This window comes from Mycobacterium sp. E3339, assembly GCF_001666915.1.
Classification (GTDB): domain Bacteria; phylum Actinomycetota; class Actinomycetes; order Mycobacteriales; family Mycobacteriaceae; genus Mycobacterium.
The window spans coordinates 1-18,368 of record NZ_LZIZ01000149.1; the positions used below are offsets into that span (position 1 = coordinate 1).

Sequence of the window (18,368 nt, forward strand, 5' to 3'; positions counted from 1 at the left end):
TGCCGCGGACCACCCACTTCCCGATCCACGACGCGGCCGCCGCGGTCCGGCTGGTCGGCGCCGCCGGCCACACCGGCAAGGTGGTGCTCGACGTGCCGCGGGCCGGGCGCAGCGTGGCCACGGTTCCCCCGGAACAGGTGCGGCCGTTCCGCGGCGACGGCGCCTACATCGTCACCGGCGGTATCGGCGGGCTGGGACTGTTCCTGGCCGGTGAGATGGCCTCCCGGGGAGCCGGGCGGCTCGTGCTCAACTCCCGTTCGGCGCCCGACGCGCGGGCGCGGCAAGCCATTGAGCGCCTGACCGCCGGCGGGGCCGACATCGTGGTGGAGTGTGGCGACATCGCCGAGCCGGGCACGGCCGCACGCCTGGTGGCGTGCGCGACCGCGACGGGACTGCCGGTGCGCGGCGTGTTGCACGGGGCGGCGGTGGTCGAGGACGCCACGTTGACCAACGTCACGGACGAACTGGTCGAACGGTGTTGGGCGCCAAAGGTTTACGGCGCCTGGAACCTGCATCACGCCACGGCGGGGCAGCCGCTGGACTGGTTCTGCGCGTTCTCGTCGGCGGCCGCGCTCGTCGGCTCCCCGGGGCAGGGCGCCTACGCGGCGGCCAACAGCTGGCTGGACGCGTTCGCGCACTGGCGCCGCGCGCAGGGGCTGCCGGGCAGCGCGATCGCCTGGGGCGCGTGGTCCGAGGTGGGGCGGGCCACCGCCCTGGCGGAGGGCGCCGGCATCGCCATCAAGCCCGCCGAGGGCTTCCACGCCTTCGAGTCGCTGCTGCGCTACGACCGCGCTTACTGCGGCTACGCGCCGATCACGGGAACGCCGTGGTTGACCTCGTTCGCGCAGCGCAGCCGGTTCGCCGAGGCGTTCCGGTCGTCGGGTCAGGGCGACCCGGACACGGGCAGATTCCTCGCCGAGCTCAAGGGGTTGCCCCGCGAGGAATGGCCCACCGCCATCCGTCGGCTGGTGTCCGGCCAGATCAGCCTGTTGCTCAGGCGCACAATCGATCCCGATCGTCCCCTGTCCGACTACGGGCTGGATTCGCTCGGCAATTTGGAACTGCGCACCCGCATCGAAACCGAAACGGGCGTGCGCATCAGCCCCACCAAGATCACTACCGTGCGGGATCTGGCGGAGCATCTGTGCGACGAGCTCGCCGCCACCGAACTCGCACCGTCGGCATCCTGACGCAATTCGACTCATCGCGGTCGTAACCGTTGCCGTCACGGTCGGGCAAGGGCACCCCGCGGCCAGGCGAGCCGGCGGCCGCCGCGCGGTGGCGGGGCCCGTCAAATCTCCTGTAAATTGGCCATCTTAAGTAGCCGAATGGCTACACCCCGGTTTGACTGGCGAGCGACGTGGTGAGGGGCTGAGCATGTCGGACAACATCACCTGGCACGAACACCACATCAGCCGCAGCAGCCGGGAACAACTCAACGGGCACCGGGGCTGCGTCCTCTGGTTCACCGGGCTCAGCGGCAGCGGCAAGAGCACGGTGGCCAACACCGTCGAGCAGAAGCTCTACGAGCGGGGCGTCCGCAGCTATCTGCTGGATGGGGACAACGTCCGCTACGGGCTCAACGCGGGCCCGGGAACCCTCGAACCGCGCCACGGGGCCGAGTTCGCCAAGAGGTTCGGTCTGGGCTTCTCCGCCCAGGATCGCGAGGAGAACATCCGGCGGATCGGGGCGGTGTCCAAGCTGTTCTGCGAGGCCGGCATCATCGCGTTGACCGCCTTCATCAGCCCCTACCGGCGCGATCGCGACGCGGTCCGCGAAACGCTGGTCGAAGGCGACTTCCAGGAAATCTTTATCGACACCCCGATAGAGATCTGCGAGAAGCGGGATCCCAAGGGGCTTTACAAGAAGGCGCGGGCCGGGGAGATCAAGGGATTCACCGGCATCGACGACCCGTACGAGGCTCCGGTGCAGCCCGAGTTGCGACTCGAGGGCGGCCAGAAGGACGCGGACACGCTGGCCGAGGAAGTGATCGCCCACCTGGAGAAGGTGGGTGTGATCCCGGCCCTGGCCCGCAGCCAGGAGGGGTTTAGCAAACGGGGATAACGGGCATCAAGGCGGACTGCTCGAACACGCACTCGAAGCGAGGTCATCAGATGAGCTATACGGGCCACAACGGGAAACCGATCGTGGAAAGGGTGGCCACGGCCGGCGCCGCCGACCTGATCAAAGGCCTGCCCCGGGTGCCCATTTCGAAGGCGACCGCGCACGAGGTGATCAGCCTGTCGTACGGCTTCTTCACGCCGCTGACGGGGTTCATGGGCCGCCAAGAGGTCGACACGACGCTGGACAAGATGGCGCTGCCGGACGGCACGCTGTGGAGCATCCCGATCGTGTTCGACCTGTCCGCCGACGAAATCGAGGAGCTGGGGATCGAAGAAGGCCGCAGCGTCGTCCTCGAGTACCTGGGGGCCCCGATGGCCACCTTCGAGGTCGCCGAGATCTACTCCTACGACCTGCAGCACTTCGCCGAGAAGACCTACGGCACAACCGATCCCCGGCACCCGGGGGTGAAGAAGACGCTCGCGTACGCGAACCGGTTCATCGCCGGGGACATCACGCTGATCAACGAGCCGGTCTTCAACGAGCCGTTCAAGAGTTTCTGGCTCACCCCCAAGCAGCATCAGGACGCCTTGGCGGAGAAGGACTGGAAACACGTCGTCGCCCACCAGACCCGCAACGTCCCGCACACCGGTCACGAGGCGCTGATGAAGCAGGCGTGGCTGGCCGCGAACGAGGACATGCCCGTCGACAACCTGAACACCGGCGTGCTGGTGAACGCGATCATCGGCCAGAAGCGGGTGGGGGACTACATCGACGAGGCGATCCTGCTGACGCAGGACGAGTTGCGCAAGAGCGGCTACTTCCGCGAGGACGTGCACAAGGTGACCTTCACGCTGTGGGACATGCGCTATGCGGGCCCGCGCGAGGCGATCTTCCACGCGATCCTGCGGACCAACCTCGGCTGCACCCACCACATGTTCGGTCGCGACCACGCCGGCGTCGGCGACTTCTACCACCCCTACGACTCGCAGAACCTGCTGCAGGATCACCGCTCGGACCTCGGCATCAAACCGGTGTTCCTGCGGGAGAACTGGTACTGCCCCGAATGCCGCGAGGTGACCAACTCGGCGCTGTGCGGTCACGACACACACGCGCAGAGCTTCAGCGGCAGCCTGATCCGCAGCATCCTCACCGACGAGGTGAAGCCGACCCAGCAGGTCATGCGGCACGAGGTGTTCGAGGTCGTGCTGGAGTCCGCCGCGAAATACGGTCAGGGATCACCGTTCGTCACCGAGGAATACCTGGCGAACCGGCTGCCGGTGTTCACGCTCAACCAGCTGGAGGGGGCCGAATCATGAGCGCCGCCAAGAAGATCAAGGTCAACGTCTGGATCAACGAGGAACGGCTGGAGGCGCTGGCGAAAGCGGGAATGGCCGATTCGGCGAAGGACGCCTTCGCCGGCATGAAGCTCCTGGAGATCTACACCACCGAGGAGCAGAAGGACCTTGTGTTGCAACGCTTTCCGGGGGCCAAGTACGACTCCGCCACCACCAAGTCCATCGAGCTGCTCCCGAAGAAGGCCAAGGACCGGCTGCTCGAGCTGTCGATCAACATGCACTCGACCGGCCCGGACGTGATGGGTCGCTTCCTGGACGAATCGCAAACCTAGCGCGCCGCTCAGGCGTCCAGCCGGGTGAACTCCTGGCGGCGATACTGTTCGACGCAGGCGGCCCGCCGGATCTTGCCGCTCGTCGTGGTCGGAATCGACCCCGGTGAGACCAGCACGAGATCGGCGACATTCAGACCGTGCGAGTTGGAAATCGCCGCGGTGACATCGTTTTTGACGACGGCGAGCCGGCGCAGCGCCTCCTCGTCGGAATCGCCGCGCTTCTTCATTTCGATGATGGTCACCAGCTTCTCGGTCTCGTCCAGCGCGACGGAGATGGCCGCGACCCGCCCCCCGGTGATCTCCTGGACCGTCGACTCGATGTCCTCGGGATAGTGGTTGCGGCCGTAGACGATCAACAGGTCCTTCGTCCGGCCGACGATGAACAGCTCGCCCTCGGAAACGAAGCCGAGGTCGCCGGTGCGCAGCCACGGTCCCTCGGGCGTGCCCGGCGACTGGTCGGCCAGCATGCCGCCGAACGTGCGCGCGGTCTCCTCGGGCTTCTGCCAGTAGCCGGCGGCCACGTTCTCGCCGTGCACCCAGATCTCGCCGACCGAACCCGGCGGGCATTCCTGGTGGGTATCGGGGTCCACGATCCGCACCGCCGGCGACTCGGGCATGCCGTAGCTGAACAGCGGTGAGCCGGTCTCGGCCGAACACCGCTGGGCGGTGCCGTCGGACAACTTCTCGGCATCGAAGTGCGCGATCTCGGGCGGGCCGCTCACGATGCGGCTCGAGACGTACACGGTGGCCTCGGCCAGACCGTAGGAGGGGTGCATCATGTGGTCACGAAAGCCGTACGGGGCGAACCGTTTACAGAACCGCTCCAGCGTCGCGGGGTGGATGCGTTCGGCGCCGCTGACGATGCCCAAGACCTTGCCGAGGTCGACGCCGTCGAGGTCGGCGTCCGTCGTCTTTCGGACGGCCAGCTCGAAGGCGAAGTTGGGCGCCGCGGAGATGATCGGGACGCCGATCGACATGGCCTGAATCCACCGCGCCGGGCGCTGGAGGAAGGCCACAGGGCTGGTCAGGTTGGCGCGGTAGCCGGCCAGGATCGGCGCGATGACGCCGAGCACCAGCCCCATGTCGTGGTAGAAGGGCAGCCAGGACACCGCCGCGCTGCCGCGCGGGGGAACGCCGTTGAATTCGGCGAAATAGGCGGTCATCAGCTGCCGGAAGTTCACTTGCAGGTTGCGGTGCGAGATCATCACCCCGGCGGGCACGCGGGTGGAACCGGACGTGTACTGCAGGTACGCCGTGTCGGGGGCCCCGCTGATGCGGATGCTCGGCGCGCCCGGGTCGTCCAGGTTCAGCGCGTCGACCTCGACGGCAACCGGGCCCGGCCCCAGGTACTCGGAAACCGCCCCGGCCACCGGGGACGTGGTGAGGACGACGGTTGGCGTGGTGTCGGCCAGGACGGCGCTCACCCGTTCGTCGTGCGAGCCCGCCGCCGGAACGGACAACGGCACCGCGATCAGCCCGGCCTGCATCGCGCTCAGGAAGGCCACGATGTAGTCCAGCCCCTGCGGGGCGAGGATCACGGCCCGGTCCCCGACCGCGCCGTGCCGCTTGACCTCGTGCGCGACGTTCAGGGTCCGCTGGTAGAGCTGCGCCCACGTCACCGTCTCGGTGACGCCCTCCCAATCGCGTTCGTAGTCGGTGTAGGCGAACACGACATCGTCGGGCTGCAGGCCCGCGCGCTCGCGCAGCAGGGCGACCACGGACGCGTTCGGCATGGCCGTCAGGGTACCGCCTCCCGCCGGGGTGCACCCGGGAGTCGCAAACTCAACGAAAACAGCAGCCGCACCTCGGGATCGGCAAGCGATGTCGACAGCAACCTCTCGATCCGCCGCACGCGGTAGCGAACCGTGTTGGGGTGCACGTGCAGCGACCGCGCGGCGGCGGCGATGTCGCCGAAGCTGTCCAGATACACCCGCAGCGTGTCGGCCAGCGCCGGCTCCCGGGTGCGCAGGTCGACGATCCGCGGGTCGGCCAGGCGCTCCTCGCGGCCAACCAGGCCGAGGATCTCGTCGAGCAGGACGGTGGTGCGCGCCTCGGCCAGCGACGTCACCTGCGGCATCGAAATGGGATGGCGCGCAGCGCTGTCCAGCACCCGGTCCAGTTCGGCGCGCGCGGCGGCGATCCCGGCGAGGCCGGTGACCGGAGCGGCGACGGCGGCGCGCAGCTGCATCCCGAGCTCGGTGCGCATCCCGGCGATGGTGCCGCGCACCCAGGAGGTGGCCGAGCGGGTCGGCGTCTGGGGCAGCAGCACATAGATTCGGGATCCCCGGGAGGCCACCTGGGCGTCCGGCCGAAAAGCGCTGGCGCTGAGCGCCATCACGTCGGGTAACCGAACTTGACGGGCCGCGCCGGCGTCCGCGTCCGCGGTGTCCCAGCCGACCAGCGCCGCGGCGCCGTCGGCGGCCAGGCCGAGTTCGCTTGCGACGGCGGCCACGTCGGGTTCGCCGTCGATCAGGCCCAACAGCTGCTGCACCCGCCGCAGCTGCGTGGAGGGCCGGGCGGCCAACCGCGCCATGATGCGCCCCGCCAGTACCGCGGCGCCGCGCAACATCTCCTCGGCGTCGTCGGCCAGCGGTTGTGCGCCCTGCTGCACCCAGATGGTGCCGGCGAACTCCGGCGGTCGCCGCGCGTCCGCCGCGGGCCGGTAGATCCCGATGGCCAGCCGCGGGCGCAGGCCCAACTCCGGGCGCTCGGCCACCCGCACCACGCCGTCGCCGGCTCGCAGGGCATCGAAAATGCCCCATTGCCCGATCCATTCGAGATGCTCGGGCGGCCCCGCCCTGCCCAGGATGGACAGCCGGCGCAGCTCGTCGGCCTCGTCGTTGGATGCCGAATACGCCAGCACGTGCGATTGGGCGTTTTCGATGCTGACCATGCCGTGAATGCGGTCGGCCAGCGACTGCGCCAGCCCGAACAGGTCCGTGCCCGAGTCCTCGGTCGCGTCGGCGCGGTCGCCGTGATGTTCCAGCACGTGGTTGACCAACTGGTAGAGCCGTTCCCACCGCGCGCGCGGCTCGACGGCCACCACCGCCGACCCCGCCGCGACCGCCGCCGTGACCAAACGGGTCGACGGCTCCTTGGCGAAGATCGCCGCCGGAACGCGCTCGCGCGCCTGCTTGTCCATCCACCGCAGCGCCTCGTCGTCGGCCACGCCGAGCAGGAAGAACACGTCGGCCGAGCCGGCGGCGGCCGCCAGCCCCAGCCGCACGTCGTCGCTGTCGATCAGCGCCGCCGAGCCCACGGCCAGGTCGAGGCCCCGCGGCGCCTCCACCAGGCTGACCAGCGTCGCGTCCAGCGCCAGCAACAGCTGGCCCAGCCCGGTCATTGTCCGATCATACTACCAAGGGCGGATCATCTTGTCCGATCGGCTAAGTCCGGGCGCCGTCGCGGCGAGGATCCTGGCAGCATGGACGCGATAACCGAGGTGCCGTTGCCGGCCAACGAGCCGGTCCATGACTACGCCCCGCACTCCCCCGAACGTGACCGGCTGCGCGCCGAGTTGGCCGCGCTGGCCGATCACCCCATCGACCTCCCGCACGTCATCGGCGGTCGGCACCGGATGGGCGACGGCGAACGCATCGACGTCGTCCAGCCGCACCGGCACGCCGCGACGCTGGGCACCCTGACCAACGCCGGGCCCGCCGACGCGGCGGCGGCGATCGACGCCGCGACCGCCGCGAAGGCCGGCTGGGCGGCAATGCCTTTCGACGAGCGCGCGGCGGTTTTCCTGCGGGCCGCCGATCTGCTGGCCGGACCGTGGCGGGAGAAGATCGCCGCGGCGACCATGCTCGGCCAGTCCAAGTCCGCCTACCAGGCCGAGATCGACTCGCCCTGCGAGCAGATCGACTTCTGGCGCTTCAACGTGGCGTTCGCGCGCCAGATCCTGGCGCAGCAGCCGATCAGCGGGCCGGGGGAGTGGAATCGCAGCGACTACCGCCCGCTGGACGGATTCGTCTATGCGATCACTCCGTTCAACTTCACCTCGATCGCCGGCAACCTGCCGACCGCGCCTGCGCTGATGGGCAACACCGTCGTGTGGAAACCGTCGATCACCCAGACGCTGTCGGCGTATCTGACCATGCAGCTGCTCGAGGCCGCCGGGCTACCGCCCGGCGTGATCAACCTCGTCACCGGCGACGGGTTCGCGGTATCCGAAGTGGCCCTGGCCGATCCGCGGCTGGCCGGCATCCACTTCACCGGTTCGACGGCCACCTTCCAGCACCTGTGGCAGCAGGTCGGCGCGAACATCGGCCGCTACCGGAGCTATCCGCGGCTGGTAGGCGAGACCGGCGGCAAGGACTTCGTCGTGGCGCACCCGTCGGCGCGCCCGGATGTGTTGCGCACCGCCCTGATTCGCGGCGCGTTCGACTACCAGGGGCAGAAGTGCTCGGCGGCCTCGCGGGCGTTCGTCCCGCTGTCGGTGTGGCGGCGCATCGGCGACGACTTCCTGGGGGAGACCGCCGAGCTGCGCTACGGCGACGTCACCGACCTGACCAATTTCGGGGGCGCGCTGATCGACGAGCGCGCCTTCGCCAAGAACGTCAAGGCCATCGAGCGGGCGAAGAGCGCGGCCCAGGTCACCATCGCGGTGGGCGGCGAATACGACGACAGCGTCGGCTATTTCGTACGCCCCACGGTGTTGCTCTCCGATGACCCGGCCGACGAGTCGTTCGCCACCGAGTACTTCGGTCCGCTGCTGTCGGTGCACGTCTACCCCGACGACGACTACGAGCGCATCCTCGACGTCATCGACACCGGCTCGCGATACGCGCTGACCGGAGCGGTGATCGCCGACGATCGGGAGGCGGTGCTGACCGCGCAGGAGCGCCTGCGCTTCGCCGCCGGGAACTTCTACGTCAACGACAAGCCGACCGGCGCGGTCGTCGGGCGCCAGCCGTTCGGTGGTTCGCGCGGCTCGGGCACCAACGACAAGGCCGGGTCGGTGCTGAACCTGTTGCGGTGGACGTCGGCCCGCACCCTCAAGGAGACGTTCGTCCCGGCGACGCGGCACACCTATCCGCACATGGCGGCCGACTGATGGGCCGCGTGTACGCCAGCACGCTGCGACCGGCGATCATCGCCGCCAGCCGACGCCCGGGGTTGCGCCGGGCCGCCGAAGGGTTGCCGGTCACCCGTCGCGTGGTGCACCGGTTCGTCCCCGGCGAGACCATCGACATCGCGCTGGACAGCGCTGCCGCGCTTCGTAATTCGGGCCGCTATGTCAGCCTGGATTACCTCGGCGAGGACGTCACCGACGCCGACGACGCCGGCGCGGCGGTGCGCGTCTACCTCGATCTGATCGACCGCCTGGGCCGGTGCGACGACCGTGCCGCCGTCTCGCCGCTCGAGGTGTCGGTGAAGCTGTCGGCCCTGGGGCAGGCGCTCGACCGCAACGGCGCGAAGATCGCCCGGGAGAACGCCTGGTCGATCTGCTCGGCCGCCCAGCGGGCCGGGGTGTGGGTGACGGTGGACGCCGAGGACCACACCACGACGGATTCGACGCTGGCGATCGTGCGCGAGTTGCGGGCCGAGTTCGGCTGGCTGGGGGTGGCCCTGCAGGCCTATCTGCGGCGCACGCTCGACGATTGCGAGGAGTTCGCGGCGGCCGGGGCGCGAATCCGGTTGTGCAAGGGCGCATACGACGAACCGGCGGCGGTCGCCCACCGCGACCCCGCCGCCGTCACGGACGCCTACCTGCGCTGCCTGCGGGTGTTGATGGCCGGCTCCGGCTACCCGATGGTGGCCTCTCACGACCCGGCGATCATCGAGGCGGTGCCCGCGCTGGCGCGCGAAGCGGGCCGGTCGGATTTTGAGTACCAGATGCTGTACGGCATTCGCGACGGCGAGCAGCGGCGGCTGGCGGAATCGGGAAACCGGGTCCGGGTCTACGTGCCGTTCGGCACCCAGTGGTACGGCTACTTCATGCGCCGCCTGGCCGAGCGGCCGGCCAACCTGACGTTCTTCTTGCGGGCGCTGGCGCAGCCGTGACGGCTCAGGGCGACGACACGCCGACGATCACCGCCCTGGCCGCACGCTCGAATCCCACGATTCACACTCGTTGGCCGCGGCTGACCAGGCGTAGCCTTTCGGCCATGAGCCTGGTCATCGAAGAGATGCCCGAACTCGGCATCACCCGGTTCTCGCGCTGGGTCTTCAACTGCTATGTCCTGCACGGCCACGACGGGGCGGTGGTGGTCGACGCCGGGTTGCCGCGGGTCGCCGGCGATCTGGCGGCGACGCTGAATCGGCTCGGCGGCACCGTGCACGCGGTGGTGGCCACCCACGGGCACAGCGACCACGTCGCCGGCGCGGCGGAACTGGCCGCCCGCTACCCCGCGCCGATCTGGCTGCCCGCCGAAACGCTCACCTACCTCGACGGAGCGAAACCGCGCACGCCGACCCTGGGCCGGGCCGCCAGCATCTGGCCCACCCTGATCGACCAGCCGCTCGATCGTGTCGGCTTCAGCGGGTTCCTGGGCGGCGCCCGGTTGGCCGGATACGGCACGCCGGCCGGCATGCGCTGGACGGGGGCATCCCCCCGCGGGGGACTGGCCGACGGCCAGTCGCTGCCCGGCGCGCCGGAGTGGACCGTCATCAACGCGGGCGGGCACACCGATGACAGCATCGCGCTGTGGAACCCGACGACGCGCACGCTGCTGTCCGGCGATGCCGTGCTGACCGTCCGCGGCAAGGTTTGGCACACACCGGAAATCGTCGACGCCGCCAGCGCCTCCGCCACGCGAAAGCGCTTGGAGGAGTTGCCGGTTGCGCATCTGTTGCCCGGCCACGGCCGGCCGGTTCACGCCGGTGAGACGGTGTGGCCGGGGCAACGGCGCTGAGCCGCTACGCGCGACGGGGCCGCGGCCGGTCGCCCGCGAAGCCACGCACCACGTGCGCGCGCACGAACTCTGCCGCCACCTCGGGATCGTCCATGTCGCGCATCGAGGACGGCGTGCTGAAGAGCGAGAACAGGATGCGCGCAAACCATTCCGCGGCGGCCTCGACGTCGAGGTCCTTGCGCACCTCGCCGGTGAGCCGCGCGGCCGACAGGTAGGGCGCGAAGAAGTCGACGCACTCACGCAGCAGCACGGCCGCGTCCTTGGTCAGCAACAGGCTGACCGCGTCCTCGTCGAAGTACTTCTCGGACGCGATGGACCGCCGCGCCTGCGTCACGAAAACGGCTGCCTGGGAGAGCTTTTCCTCCAGCGAACCGCCCCGGTCCATGGCCTTGGACATCTCGAGATAGAAGCGTTCCGAAGCGTGTTCGGCGCACGCTTCGATGATCGCGCCCTTGTCGGAGAAGTACTCGTAGATGGTGCTGCGGGAAACACCGGCCGTCCTGGCGATGTCGACGATCGTCGCCTTCTGCAGCCCCTGCTTGCCGAAGCAGGCGTACGCGGACTCCACGATCAGCTCGCGGGTGTCGATGGCCTGGGCCGCTTGCGTCGTCACGGCACCAACGCCCCCCGGGGCACCAGCCCCGCATCGGCCGAGGCGAAGGCGGCGTTGACGTCGGCGAGGTGGAATGGTTCGGGCATCAGGCGGTCGAACGGAAAGTCGGTGTGCTGCAGGAAGGTGAGACCGATCGCCAGCGTGACGGGGTCGTAGAACATCACGCCGCGGATGGATTTGTTGCCATAGACCAGCGCGCTGGGGTCCAGCTCGAAGGTGCGTCCCATGCCGACGTTGCCGACCTCGAGAAGCGTGCCGCCGTTGTTGAGGAAGCCGACGCCCTCGGGAATCACGCCCGGGACGCCGACGACCTCGAGCACCCAGTCGGCGCCGATGCCGTCGGTGCGTTGGCGGACTTGTTCGGCGACCTCCGCGGCGGAGATCGCGCTCGCGTCGATGCAGTGGGTGGCGCCGAAATCGGCCGCGACGTCGAGGCGTTCGGGGATCTTGTCGATGACGATGACCTCGGCGGCCCCGGCCGTGCGTGCCACGGCCGCGGCGTTGATGCCCAGCCCGCCGGCGCCCTGGATGACGACCGTGTCGCCCAGCCGCACATCGCGCAGCGCGAAAAGCACCTGGGCCAGGGCGCAGTTCAGCGGTGCGACGGCCGCGTCGGGCAGGCCCTCGGGCACCTTGTACAGCGGTTGGCGCCGGCTGGTGTAGTAGTACTCGCCGTAGGCCGCGACGAAGTGCGGTTCCTGGTCGTGGGTGCGGTACTCGCCGGCCATCAGGTTCTGGCACGCGTACGACCGGCCCCGGGAGCAGGCGTGGCATTGCCCGCAGAACCAGAAGTACGGCGTCACCACGCGATCGCCGACGGCCAGCGGCTTGCCGGTGGCGTCGGCGGTCAGGCCGTCGCCGAGTTCGGCTATCTCGCCGACCATTTCGTGGCCCATGGCGAACGGGCACGGCAGCGGCAGCTCGCCGCGGAAGATGTGCAAGTCGGAGCCGCAGATGCCGGCCATCCGCAGCCGCAGCGCCGCGGTCCCCGGCGCCGGGGTGGACAACGGGAAGTCGGCCAGCTCGATGGGCCCGCCGTGGGCGGTGAGCAGTGCGAGCTTGGGCATGCGGATCCCCCTTTAGTCGGCGGGCGCCAGAATCAGCCCGCTGGTGGGCACCCCGGTGCCCGACGTGACCAGGACGTGTTCGACGTTGTCGACCTGGTTGTACGACGTGCCGCGCACCTGGCGCACCCCCTCGGTGATGCCGTTCATGCCGTGGATGTAGGCCTCGCCCAGCAGCCCGCCGTTGGTGTTGATCGGGAAGTCTCCCCCCAGCGACAGCCGTTCGACCGTGGCGAAGTCCTTCGCCTCGCCGCGCCCGCAGAACCCGAGCTCCTCGAGCTGGGTGAACACGAACGGCGTGAAATGGTCGTAGATGAAGGCGGTTTGGATGTCTTGCGGCTTGAGCCCCGAATCGCGCCACAGCCTCTCGGCGACCACGCCCATCTCGGGGAGGCCGGTGATGTCGTCGCGGTAGTAGCTGGTCATCATCTCGCCGTTGGCGGCCGCGCCCTGGGCGGCCGCGGTGATGACCGCCGGGGGCTGCCGCAGGTCGCGCGCGCGTTCCGCGCTGGTGACAACCAGCGCGACCCCGCCGTCGCTCTCCTGGCAGCAATCCAGCAGCCGGAGCACCGGTTCGATGATCCAGCGGGAATTCTGGTGGTCCTCCAGCGTGATCGGGCGCTGGTAGAACCACGCGTCGGGATTGCGGGCGGCGTGCGCGCGGTCCACCACCGCGATGCGGCCGAAGTCCTCGTTGGTGACCCCGTATGTCGACATGTAGCGCTGGGCGTGCATCGCGACCCAGGCCGCCGGCGTGAGCAACCCGAACGGCGCGTAATGCGCCAGGAACAAAGGGGTTTCGGCCATGCTGCGCCCGCTGCCGCCGAAGCGGAAACCCGAGCGCTCGTTGAACGCGCGCCAGCACACCACCACGTCGGCGACGCCGGTTGCGACGGCCATCGCGGCGTGCACGACGGTGCCCGCGGCCGCGCCGCCGCCGTGGTGCACGCGTGAGAAGAAGCTCAGGTCGCCGATGCCCACGTTGCGGGCGATGTCGATCTCGTCGCTGGAATCCATCGTGAAGGTGACCATGCCGTCCACGTCGCCGGGCGTCAGGCCGGCGTCGTCGAGCGCGGCGCTCACGGCCTCGCACGCCAATTGCAGCTCGCTGCGGCCGGATTCCTTGGAGAACTCCGTCTGGCCGATCCCGACGATGGCCGCGGCGCCCGGCAGCGAGCGGCTCACGCTCGGTCCCCTTCGTCGAGCAGGCTGAGGATCGCGGTGCCCGACACGTGGTCGCCCAGGCTGTTGGAGCCCTTGAACGTCACCTCGACGAAGTTCTCCCCGCCGGTGCCCTCGGTCTTCGCGGTCACGCTGCCCGTGAAGCGCAGCGGGTCGTCCGGAAAGCACGGCACGCCAAGGCGGATCGACAGCTTCTTGATCATCGCTTCCGGTCCGGCCCAGTCGGTGAGGAACCGCACGCAGTAGCCGTTGGTGGTGAGGATGTTCATGAACAGGTTGGGCGAGCCCTGTTTGTTGGCGTAGTCGCGGTCGTGGTGCACGGGCATGAAGTCGCGGGTGGCGATCGCCCCGGCGACGATCATCGTTGTGGTGATGGGGATCTCGAGCGGGGTGACCTCGTCGCCGACCGAGATGTCGGCCCAGCGCAGGGTGGTGGTGCGGCTCGCGGTGGTCGTCATGAAAGTCCTTCCGAATACGTTGCGCCATACGTTGCGCCCAAGCGGGCCAGCTGGGCCGCGGCGGGGCCGAGCGTGAGTTCGTTGTGCTTGGCCCACAAGAAGTAGCGGTGCAGCGGGTAGGTGGTGTCGATGCCGATGCCGCCGTGGACGTGCTGGGCGGTGGCGGCGACACGTGCGCCGGCCTCGGCGGCCCAGAACTTCGCGATGCGCGCGGCGCGATCAGCGGCCCGTCCATGCGCGACCAACCAGGCCGCGTGCCACGTGGTCCACCGGATCGCTTCGACATCGATGAAAGCGTCGGCCATTCGCTGTTGCACGGCCTGGAAGCTGCCGATGGGTCGGCCGAATTGTTCTCGGCCGCTGGTGTATTCGGCCGCGATCCGCAGGGCGCGCTCCGCGACACCGAGCTGGATTGCGCACAGCGCGACCAGTGCGCGGGTGCGCAGCGACTCGATCAGGTCCGGACCGGCGATCCGGTCGGCGTCCGAAACCGTTGCGCCGTCCAGGTATACGTCGGCGTGCGGCTCGCGATTGGTGGTGGCCGCCGGCCGGATCTCGACCCCGGTCGCGTGGGCCGGTAACAGGAACAGGCCGGTCTCACCGTCGTCGATCGAGGCCGGGACCAGGACGGTGTCGGCGAGTTGGGCGGCCGGGACCAGCTCCTTGGCGCCGTCGAGCCGCCAAGTGCCGCCGTCGCGGCGCGCGGTGGTCGCGGGAGCCGTCGCGTCGGAGCGGCCCGGCTCGGCCAGTCCCGCGGTGAGGATGCGGTCTCCGGCGACGACGCCCGGCAGGAAGCGTTGCCGCTGTTCGGGATTGCCGTGGCGCGCGATAGTGTCCGCCCCCAGGACCAGTGTCGCGTAGGCCGGCACCGGCGCGACCGCCCAGCCGACCTCGGCCAAGAGCACGCCGAGCTCGACGAAGCCGCCGCAGTTGCCGCCCACCGACTCCGGCAAAGCGGTGCCCAGCAGGTCGGCGGCCGCCAGCTCCCGCCACAGCGCGGCGTCGAAGCGGACGTCGCCGGCCTCCAACTCGGCCAGGCGCTCCGGCGCCGCCCGTCGCTCGAAGAGCTCGCGGGCGAGCTTGGAGATGGTCTCCTGCTCCTCGGTGAAGGTGAAGTCCATCAGCGCTCGCCTAGCTCGCCGGCCGGAACTGGTGCAACACCAGGTCGTTATCGAAACCCTGGTAGTACACCTCGACCGGCATTCCGGTTGTGACGTCGGCCGGGGCGATGCCGGTCAGGTTGGACACCAGCCGGATTCCCTCCTCGAGTTCCACGAGCACGACCACGTACGGATATTCGAAGAACGGGAACTTCGGCTCGTGCGGCATCACGTAGCTGTAGACGGTGCCGCGGCCCGACGACTCGATGGTGTCCCAGTCCAGGGAACGGCAGTGTGGACACATGGGTCGCGGCGGATGCCGCAGCTGTCCGCATCCGCCGCAGCGCTGGATCAGGAGTTTGTTCTCCCGCAACCCGTTCCAGAAGAACTCGGTGTCGGCGGTGATGGCCGGCGCAAGTCGGGCGGCCATCAGCGCTCCGGCCTGAATCGCAGCACCCGGAATCGCTGGCGTCCCAGCACCTCACCATTCTGGTTGGTGTAGGTCGTGAGCCAGGTCAGGAAGAACCCGGTGCCCAGCGCAGTCTTCTTCTCCTCGGAAACCGTTTCGTAGACCGTCGTAGCGCTGATGACATCGCCCAGCCGCGGGTAGCGTTCGATCTCGAACTCCGAGTTGGTGGCCACCGTGCTGGTGTAGCCGGCCTCGTCGAGGAACGCCGTTGGGTTGCTTTTGATTTCGATGGGTGCACCCCCACGCTCGCCGATGCCCTCCAGGATCGGCGACGGCATCGTCCAGGTCTGCAACATCACCGGCGGCGACACGATGCCGCCGAACCGCGACTTCTCGGCGAACTCGGGGTCGAGGTAGACGGGGTTCATGTCGGCCATCGCGTACGCCCAGTGCCGGATCATCGGCTGGTTGACCGGATCCGGTGCCACCGAGGGCTTTCCGGTGCCGCCGGTCGGCTGGCCGACGAGGGCCCGCACCTTGGCGCTGACGGTTTCTGAGTCGGTCACGTGCTGCTGTCCTCCTACTGTGCGGTGGCGCGAAGGTCACGGGGAGCTCGCGGCATGCCCAATCCGGCCATGGCGATGATGTCACGCTGAATCTCGTTGGCGCCGCCGCCGAAGGTGTTGATCACCGCCTGACGGTACGCGGATTCCAGGGCGCCGCGCAGGGGCGCGCCGGGCCCGCGGCGCACGCCGTTGCGGTCGAGCACCTCGAGCAGCTGGCGGGCGACCTGCTGGGTGAGCTCGGTGCCGAACACCTTGGCCGCCGACGCTTCCCCCATGCTGAGCACGCCCTTGGTCATCGCGGCGTTCACCCTCAGGTTCACCAGTTTGTAGGCGGCCACCTGGGCCTCGACCCGCGCCAGCGCGAGCCGCACCCACGGCTGGTCGATCACGCGGGCGCCGTCGAACTCGGTGCTGGTGGCCCACTGCAGCGTCCGCTCGAACAAAGGTTCCAGCGCGCCGAGATTGCCCAGCGCCGCCCGCTCGAAATTCAGCTGGGTGGTGATCAGCTGCCAGCCCTGGTTCTCGCCGCCCACCAGCGCGCTGGCCGGCACCCGCACGTTGTCGTAGAACGTGTAGAACGTGGAGATGCCGGGCATGGTGTGCAGCGGCTGCCAGGAGAACCCGGGCGACGAGGTGGGCACGATCAGGATCGAAATGCCCTTGTGCTTCTTGGCGTTCGGGTCGGTGCGCGCGGCCAGCCAGATGTAGTCGGCGTATGCCGCGCCGCTGGTGAACATCTTCTGTCCGTTGATCACGTACTCGTCGCCGTCGCGAACCGCGGTGGTGCGCAGGCCCGCCAGATCGCTGCCGGCCTCCGGTTCGGAGTAGCCGATCGCGAACTCGACGCTGCCGTCCAGGATCGCGGGCAGGAACCGGTGTTTCTGCTCCTCGGTGCCGCACTGCATGAGCGTCGGCCCGACGGTGTTCAGTGTCACCAGCGGGATGGGGGCATTGACCCGTCGCGCCTCCTCGGAGAAGATGAACTGCTCGATCGCTGAGAAGCCTCGTCCGCCATACTCTTTGGGCCAGCCGACGCCGAGCAGGTCGGCCGCGGCCAGGGCCCGCACACATTCCCGGACGGCGGGGCCACCCTCGATGTTCTCGCCGATCGCGGCGCTGCGCTCGGGCGTCATCACCTGCTCCAGCGTCGCGCGGATCTCGGCGCGCAGCTGCTCCTGCTCTGGCGAATACTCCAGATCCATCAGGCCCCCAGCCGCACGGGCATCCGCTTGACGCCGGGCACCATGGTGGCGCGCATCCGGTCAACCGCACCCACCAGCTCCAGGTGGGGGAAGCGGCGCAGCAACTCGTCGAACATCACGCACGCCTCCAGCCGCGCCAATTGTGCACCCACGCAGGAATGTTCACCACACCCGAACGCGATGTGCGGGTTGGGGTGCCGGGTCACCCTGAACTGCTCGGAGTCGGGCCCGAAGATGTCCTCGTCCCGGTTGGCGGACCCGTAGAGCATCACCACCACGTCGCCCTCCGCGATCCGCTGTCCGCGGATCTCGACGTCGGTGGTCGCGGTGCGCGCCATGTGGACCACGGGGCTGTTCCACCGCAACATTTCCTCGACGGCGCCCGGGATCAGCGCGGGATTCTCGGCCAGCAGGCGGCATTGGTCGGGGTGGGCGATCAGCGCGCAGGTGCCCAGGGCGATCAGGTTACGGGTGGTCTCGTTGCCCGCGACCAACAACAGGAAGGCGAAGTTGAGCAGGTCTTCGTCGTTGAGGCGAACCCCGTCGATCTCGGCCCCGGCCAGAACCGACAACAGGTCGTCGCGCGGATCGGTTCGCCTGGCCGCGATCAACTTCTGGAAGTACTCGAACAGCTGACCCATGGCCACCAGGGGGTCGAGTTCGATCTCCGGGTCGGCGGTGCCGGTGGCGGCGTCCGACCACGCGCGGAATTGCTCCCAGTCGTCGGGCGGCGCGCCGATCAGTTCGGCGATCATCCGGGTGGGCAGCGGGGCCGCGATTTCCTCGGCGAACTCGTGGACGGAATCGGGCTGGACGTCGTCGAGGATGCCCCGCACGATCTCGCGAATCTTGGGTTCCAGGACCGCCACCCGCCGCCGGGTGAACCCCGAGTTGATCAACTTGCGCATCTGCCGGTGCCGCGGCGGGTCGGTGAAGATCAGGCTGCCCGGCTGGACCGGGCTCGGCTGTTGGGGATCGGGGATGGTGACGCCCTTGGTGGACGAGAACAGCGCCGGGTTGCTCGACACGAACCGGATGTCCTCGTACTTCAGCAGCGCCCAGAAGTTGGTGACGTCGTTCCAGCACACCGGCGTTGTCGCGCGCAGCTCGCGGTAGGCCGGGTAGGGATCGCCGGCGTAGAAGTCGGGGGAGTGCAGTGGAAAAGTAGTCCGCACGGCGGCCTCCCTGAGCAGGCGATCCGACACATCGATGCAAAGTGTCTTGCG

General features: G+C 69.2%; 18 protein-coding genes. 7 read left to right on the forward strand and 11 right to left on the reverse strand.

The genetic code is table 11. The features are described from left to right. The 4 genes from A5702_RS13325 to A5702_RS13340 form a co-directional block, all read left to right on the forward strand. Positions 1 to 1,190 (forward strand): SDR family NAD(P)-dependent oxidoreductase (locus tag A5702_RS13325; RefSeq protein WP_156669613.1); only part of this gene is annotated, 1,190 nt, incomplete at its 5' end. A gap of 187 nt (positions 1,191 to 1,377) precedes the next feature. After that, complete coding sequence (cysC, locus tag A5702_RS13330; protein WP_068221287.1) at positions 1,378 to 2,064, forward strand: adenylyl-sulfate kinase; 687 nt, start codon at positions 1,378 to 1,380, stop codon at positions 2,062 to 2,064. Between the two features lie 50 nt (positions 2,065 to 2,114). Next, positions 2,115 to 3,380, forward strand: a complete 1,266-nt coding sequence (gene sat / locus A5702_RS13335) for a sulfate adenylyltransferase (protein ID WP_068221288.1) — start codon at positions 2,115 to 2,117, stop codon at positions 3,378 to 3,380. Then, the gene (locus A5702_RS13340) at positions 3,377 to 3,691 is read left to right on the forward strand and encodes a hypothetical protein (protein WP_055398812.1); all 315 of its coding nucleotides are present in this window, start codon (positions 3,377 to 3,379) and stop codon (positions 3,689 to 3,691) included. The genes sat and A5702_RS13340 overlap by 4 nt, the downstream gene beginning before the upstream one ends. 8 nt (positions 3,692 to 3,699) lie before the next feature. Here A5702_RS13340 and fadD21 read toward each other — a convergent pair whose 3' ends face one another. Then, positions 3,700 to 5,424 carry a fatty-acid--AMP ligase FAAL21/FadD21 gene (gene fadD21 / locus A5702_RS13345; protein WP_068221289.1) on the reverse strand — a complete coding sequence of 575 codons (1,725 nt, stop codon included), beginning with the start codon at positions 5,422 to 5,424 and terminating at the stop codon, positions 3,700 to 3,702. A gap of 5 nt (positions 5,425 to 5,429) precedes the next feature. Continuing rightward, positions 5,430 to 7,034 (reverse strand): CdaR family transcriptional regulator, encoded by a 1,605-nt coding sequence (locus tag A5702_RS13350; protein ID WP_055398808.1) that lies wholly within the window; start codon positions 7,032 to 7,034, stop codon positions 5,430 to 5,432. Between the two features lie 81 nt (positions 7,035 to 7,115). On the opposite strand from A5702_RS13350, the gene pruA reads away from it, so the two are divergent. The 3 genes from pruA (at position 7,116) to A5702_RS13365 (ending at position 10,548) form a co-directional block, all read left to right on the forward strand. Continuing rightward, complete coding sequence (gene pruA, locus A5702_RS13355) at positions 7,116 to 8,747, forward strand: L-glutamate gamma-semialdehyde dehydrogenase (RefSeq protein WP_068221291.1); 1,632 nt, start codon at positions 7,116 to 7,118, stop codon at positions 8,745 to 8,747. Further along, positions 8,747 to 9,697, forward strand: a complete 951-nt coding sequence (locus tag A5702_RS13360; RefSeq protein WP_068221293.1) for a proline dehydrogenase family protein — start codon at positions 8,747 to 8,749, stop codon at positions 9,695 to 9,697. The genes pruA and A5702_RS13360 overlap by 1 nt, the downstream gene beginning before the upstream one ends. Before the next feature lie 104 nt (positions 9,698 to 9,801). Beyond that, a complete protein-coding gene (locus A5702_RS13365) occupies positions 9,802 to 10,548 on the forward strand; it encodes an MBL fold metallo-hydrolase (RefSeq protein WP_068221295.1) in 747 nt (248 codons plus the stop codon). 4 nt (positions 10,549 to 10,552) lie between these two features. On the opposite strand, the gene A5702_RS13370 is transcribed toward A5702_RS13365, so the two are convergent. The 9 genes from A5702_RS13370 to A5702_RS13410 are packed head-to-tail and all read right to left on the reverse strand — an operon-like array spanning position 10,553 to position 18,317. Then, the gene (locus A5702_RS13370; protein ID WP_068221297.1) at positions 10,553 to 11,161 is read right to left on the reverse strand and encodes a TetR/AcrR family transcriptional regulator; all 609 of its coding nucleotides are present in this window, start codon (positions 11,159 to 11,161) and stop codon (positions 10,553 to 10,555) included. After that, on the reverse strand, positions 11,158 to 12,228 hold the full coding sequence (locus tag A5702_RS13375; protein ID WP_068221299.1) for a zinc-binding dehydrogenase: 1,071 nt from the start codon (positions 12,226 to 12,228) through the stop codon (positions 11,158 to 11,160). The genes A5702_RS13370 and A5702_RS13375 overlap by 4 nt, the downstream gene beginning before the upstream one ends. A gap of 12 nt (positions 12,229 to 12,240) precedes the next feature. Beyond that, entirely contained in the window at positions 12,241 to 13,410 is a 1,170-nt protein-coding gene (locus tag A5702_RS13380) for a lipid-transfer protein (protein WP_068221301.1), read from the reverse strand. Next, entirely contained in the window at positions 13,407 to 13,865 is a 459-nt protein-coding gene (locus A5702_RS13385) for a MaoC family dehydratase (protein ID WP_068221303.1), read from the reverse strand. The genes A5702_RS13380 and A5702_RS13385 overlap by 4 nt, the downstream gene beginning before the upstream one ends. Next, positions 13,862 to 14,986, reverse strand: a complete 1,125-nt coding sequence (locus A5702_RS13390) for an acyl-CoA dehydrogenase family protein (RefSeq protein ID WP_068221305.1) — start codon at positions 14,984 to 14,986, stop codon at positions 13,862 to 13,864. Before A5702_RS13390 ends, A5702_RS13385 begins: the two co-directional genes overlap by 4 nt. Positions 14,987 to 14,996: 10 nt before the next feature. Next, the gene (locus A5702_RS13395) at positions 14,997 to 15,395 is read right to left on the reverse strand and encodes a Zn-ribbon domain-containing OB-fold protein (protein WP_055398792.1); all 399 of its coding nucleotides are present in this window, start codon (positions 15,393 to 15,395) and stop codon (positions 14,997 to 14,999) included. Then, positions 15,395 to 15,940 (reverse strand): MaoC family dehydratase N-terminal domain-containing protein, encoded by a 546-nt coding sequence (locus tag A5702_RS13400; RefSeq protein WP_068221307.1) that lies wholly within the window; start codon positions 15,938 to 15,940, stop codon positions 15,395 to 15,397. The genes A5702_RS13395 and A5702_RS13400 overlap by 1 nt, the downstream gene beginning before the upstream one ends. A gap of 14 nt (positions 15,941 to 15,954) precedes the next feature. Further along, positions 15,955 to 17,142 (reverse strand): acyl-CoA dehydrogenase family protein, encoded by a 1,188-nt coding sequence (locus A5702_RS13405; protein ID WP_068221309.1) that lies wholly within the window; start codon positions 17,140 to 17,142, stop codon positions 15,955 to 15,957. Further along, complete coding sequence (locus A5702_RS13410) at positions 17,142 to 18,317, reverse strand: cytochrome P450 (protein WP_055398938.1); 1,176 nt, start codon at positions 18,315 to 18,317, stop codon at positions 17,142 to 17,144. Before A5702_RS13410 ends, A5702_RS13405 begins: the two co-directional genes overlap by 1 nt. Positions 18,318 to 18,368: the final 51 nt, after the last annotated feature.

Excerpts from the sequence above, each read along its gene's own strand:
- A5702_RS13375 (WP_068221299.1), bottom strand. The coding sequence starts at position 12,228 with ATGCCCAAGCTCGCACTGCTCACCGCCCACGGCGGGCCCATCGAGCTG.
- A5702_RS13350 (WP_055398808.1), bottom strand. The coding sequence starts at position 7,034 with ATGACCGGGCTGGGCCAGCTGTTGCTGGCGCTGGACGCGACGCTGGTC.
- A5702_RS13360 (WP_068221293.1), top strand. The coding sequence starts at position 8,747 with ATGGGCCGCGTGTACGCCAGCACGCTGCGACCGGCGATCATCGCCGCC.
- A5702_RS13390 (WP_068221305.1), bottom strand. The coding sequence starts at position 14,986 with ATGGACTTCACCTTCACCGAGGAGCAGGAGACCATCTCCAAGCTCGCC.
- pruA (WP_068221291.1), top strand. The coding sequence starts at position 7,116 with ATGGACGCGATAACCGAGGTGCCGTTGCCGGCCAACGAGCCGGTCCAT.
- A5702_RS13395 (WP_055398792.1), bottom strand. The coding sequence starts at position 15,395 with ATGGCCGCCCGACTTGCGCCGGCCATCACCGCCGACACCGAGTTCTTC.
- sat (WP_068221288.1), top strand. The coding sequence starts at position 2,115 with ATGAGCTATACGGGCCACAACGGGAAACCGATCGTGGAAAGGGTGGCC.
- A5702_RS13385 (WP_068221303.1), bottom strand. The coding sequence starts at position 13,865 with ATGACGACCACCGCGAGCCGCACCACCACCCTGCGCTGGGCCGACATC.
- A5702_RS13365 (WP_068221295.1), top strand. The coding sequence starts at position 9,802 with ATGAGCCTGGTCATCGAAGAGATGCCCGAACTCGGCATCACCCGGTTC.
- A5702_RS13405 (WP_068221309.1), bottom strand. The coding sequence starts at position 17,142 with ATGGATCTGGAGTATTCGCCAGAGCAGGAGCAGCTGCGCGCCGAGATC.
- A5702_RS13340 (WP_055398812.1), top strand. The coding sequence starts at position 3,377 with ATGAGCGCCGCCAAGAAGATCAAGGTCAACGTCTGGATCAACGAGGAA.
- cysC (WP_068221287.1), top strand. The coding sequence starts at position 1,378 with ATGTCGGACAACATCACCTGGCACGAACACCACATCAGCCGCAGCAGC.
- fadD21 (WP_068221289.1), bottom strand. The coding sequence starts at position 5,424 with ATGCCGAACGCGTCCGTGGTCGCCCTGCTGCGCGAGCGCGCGGGCCTG.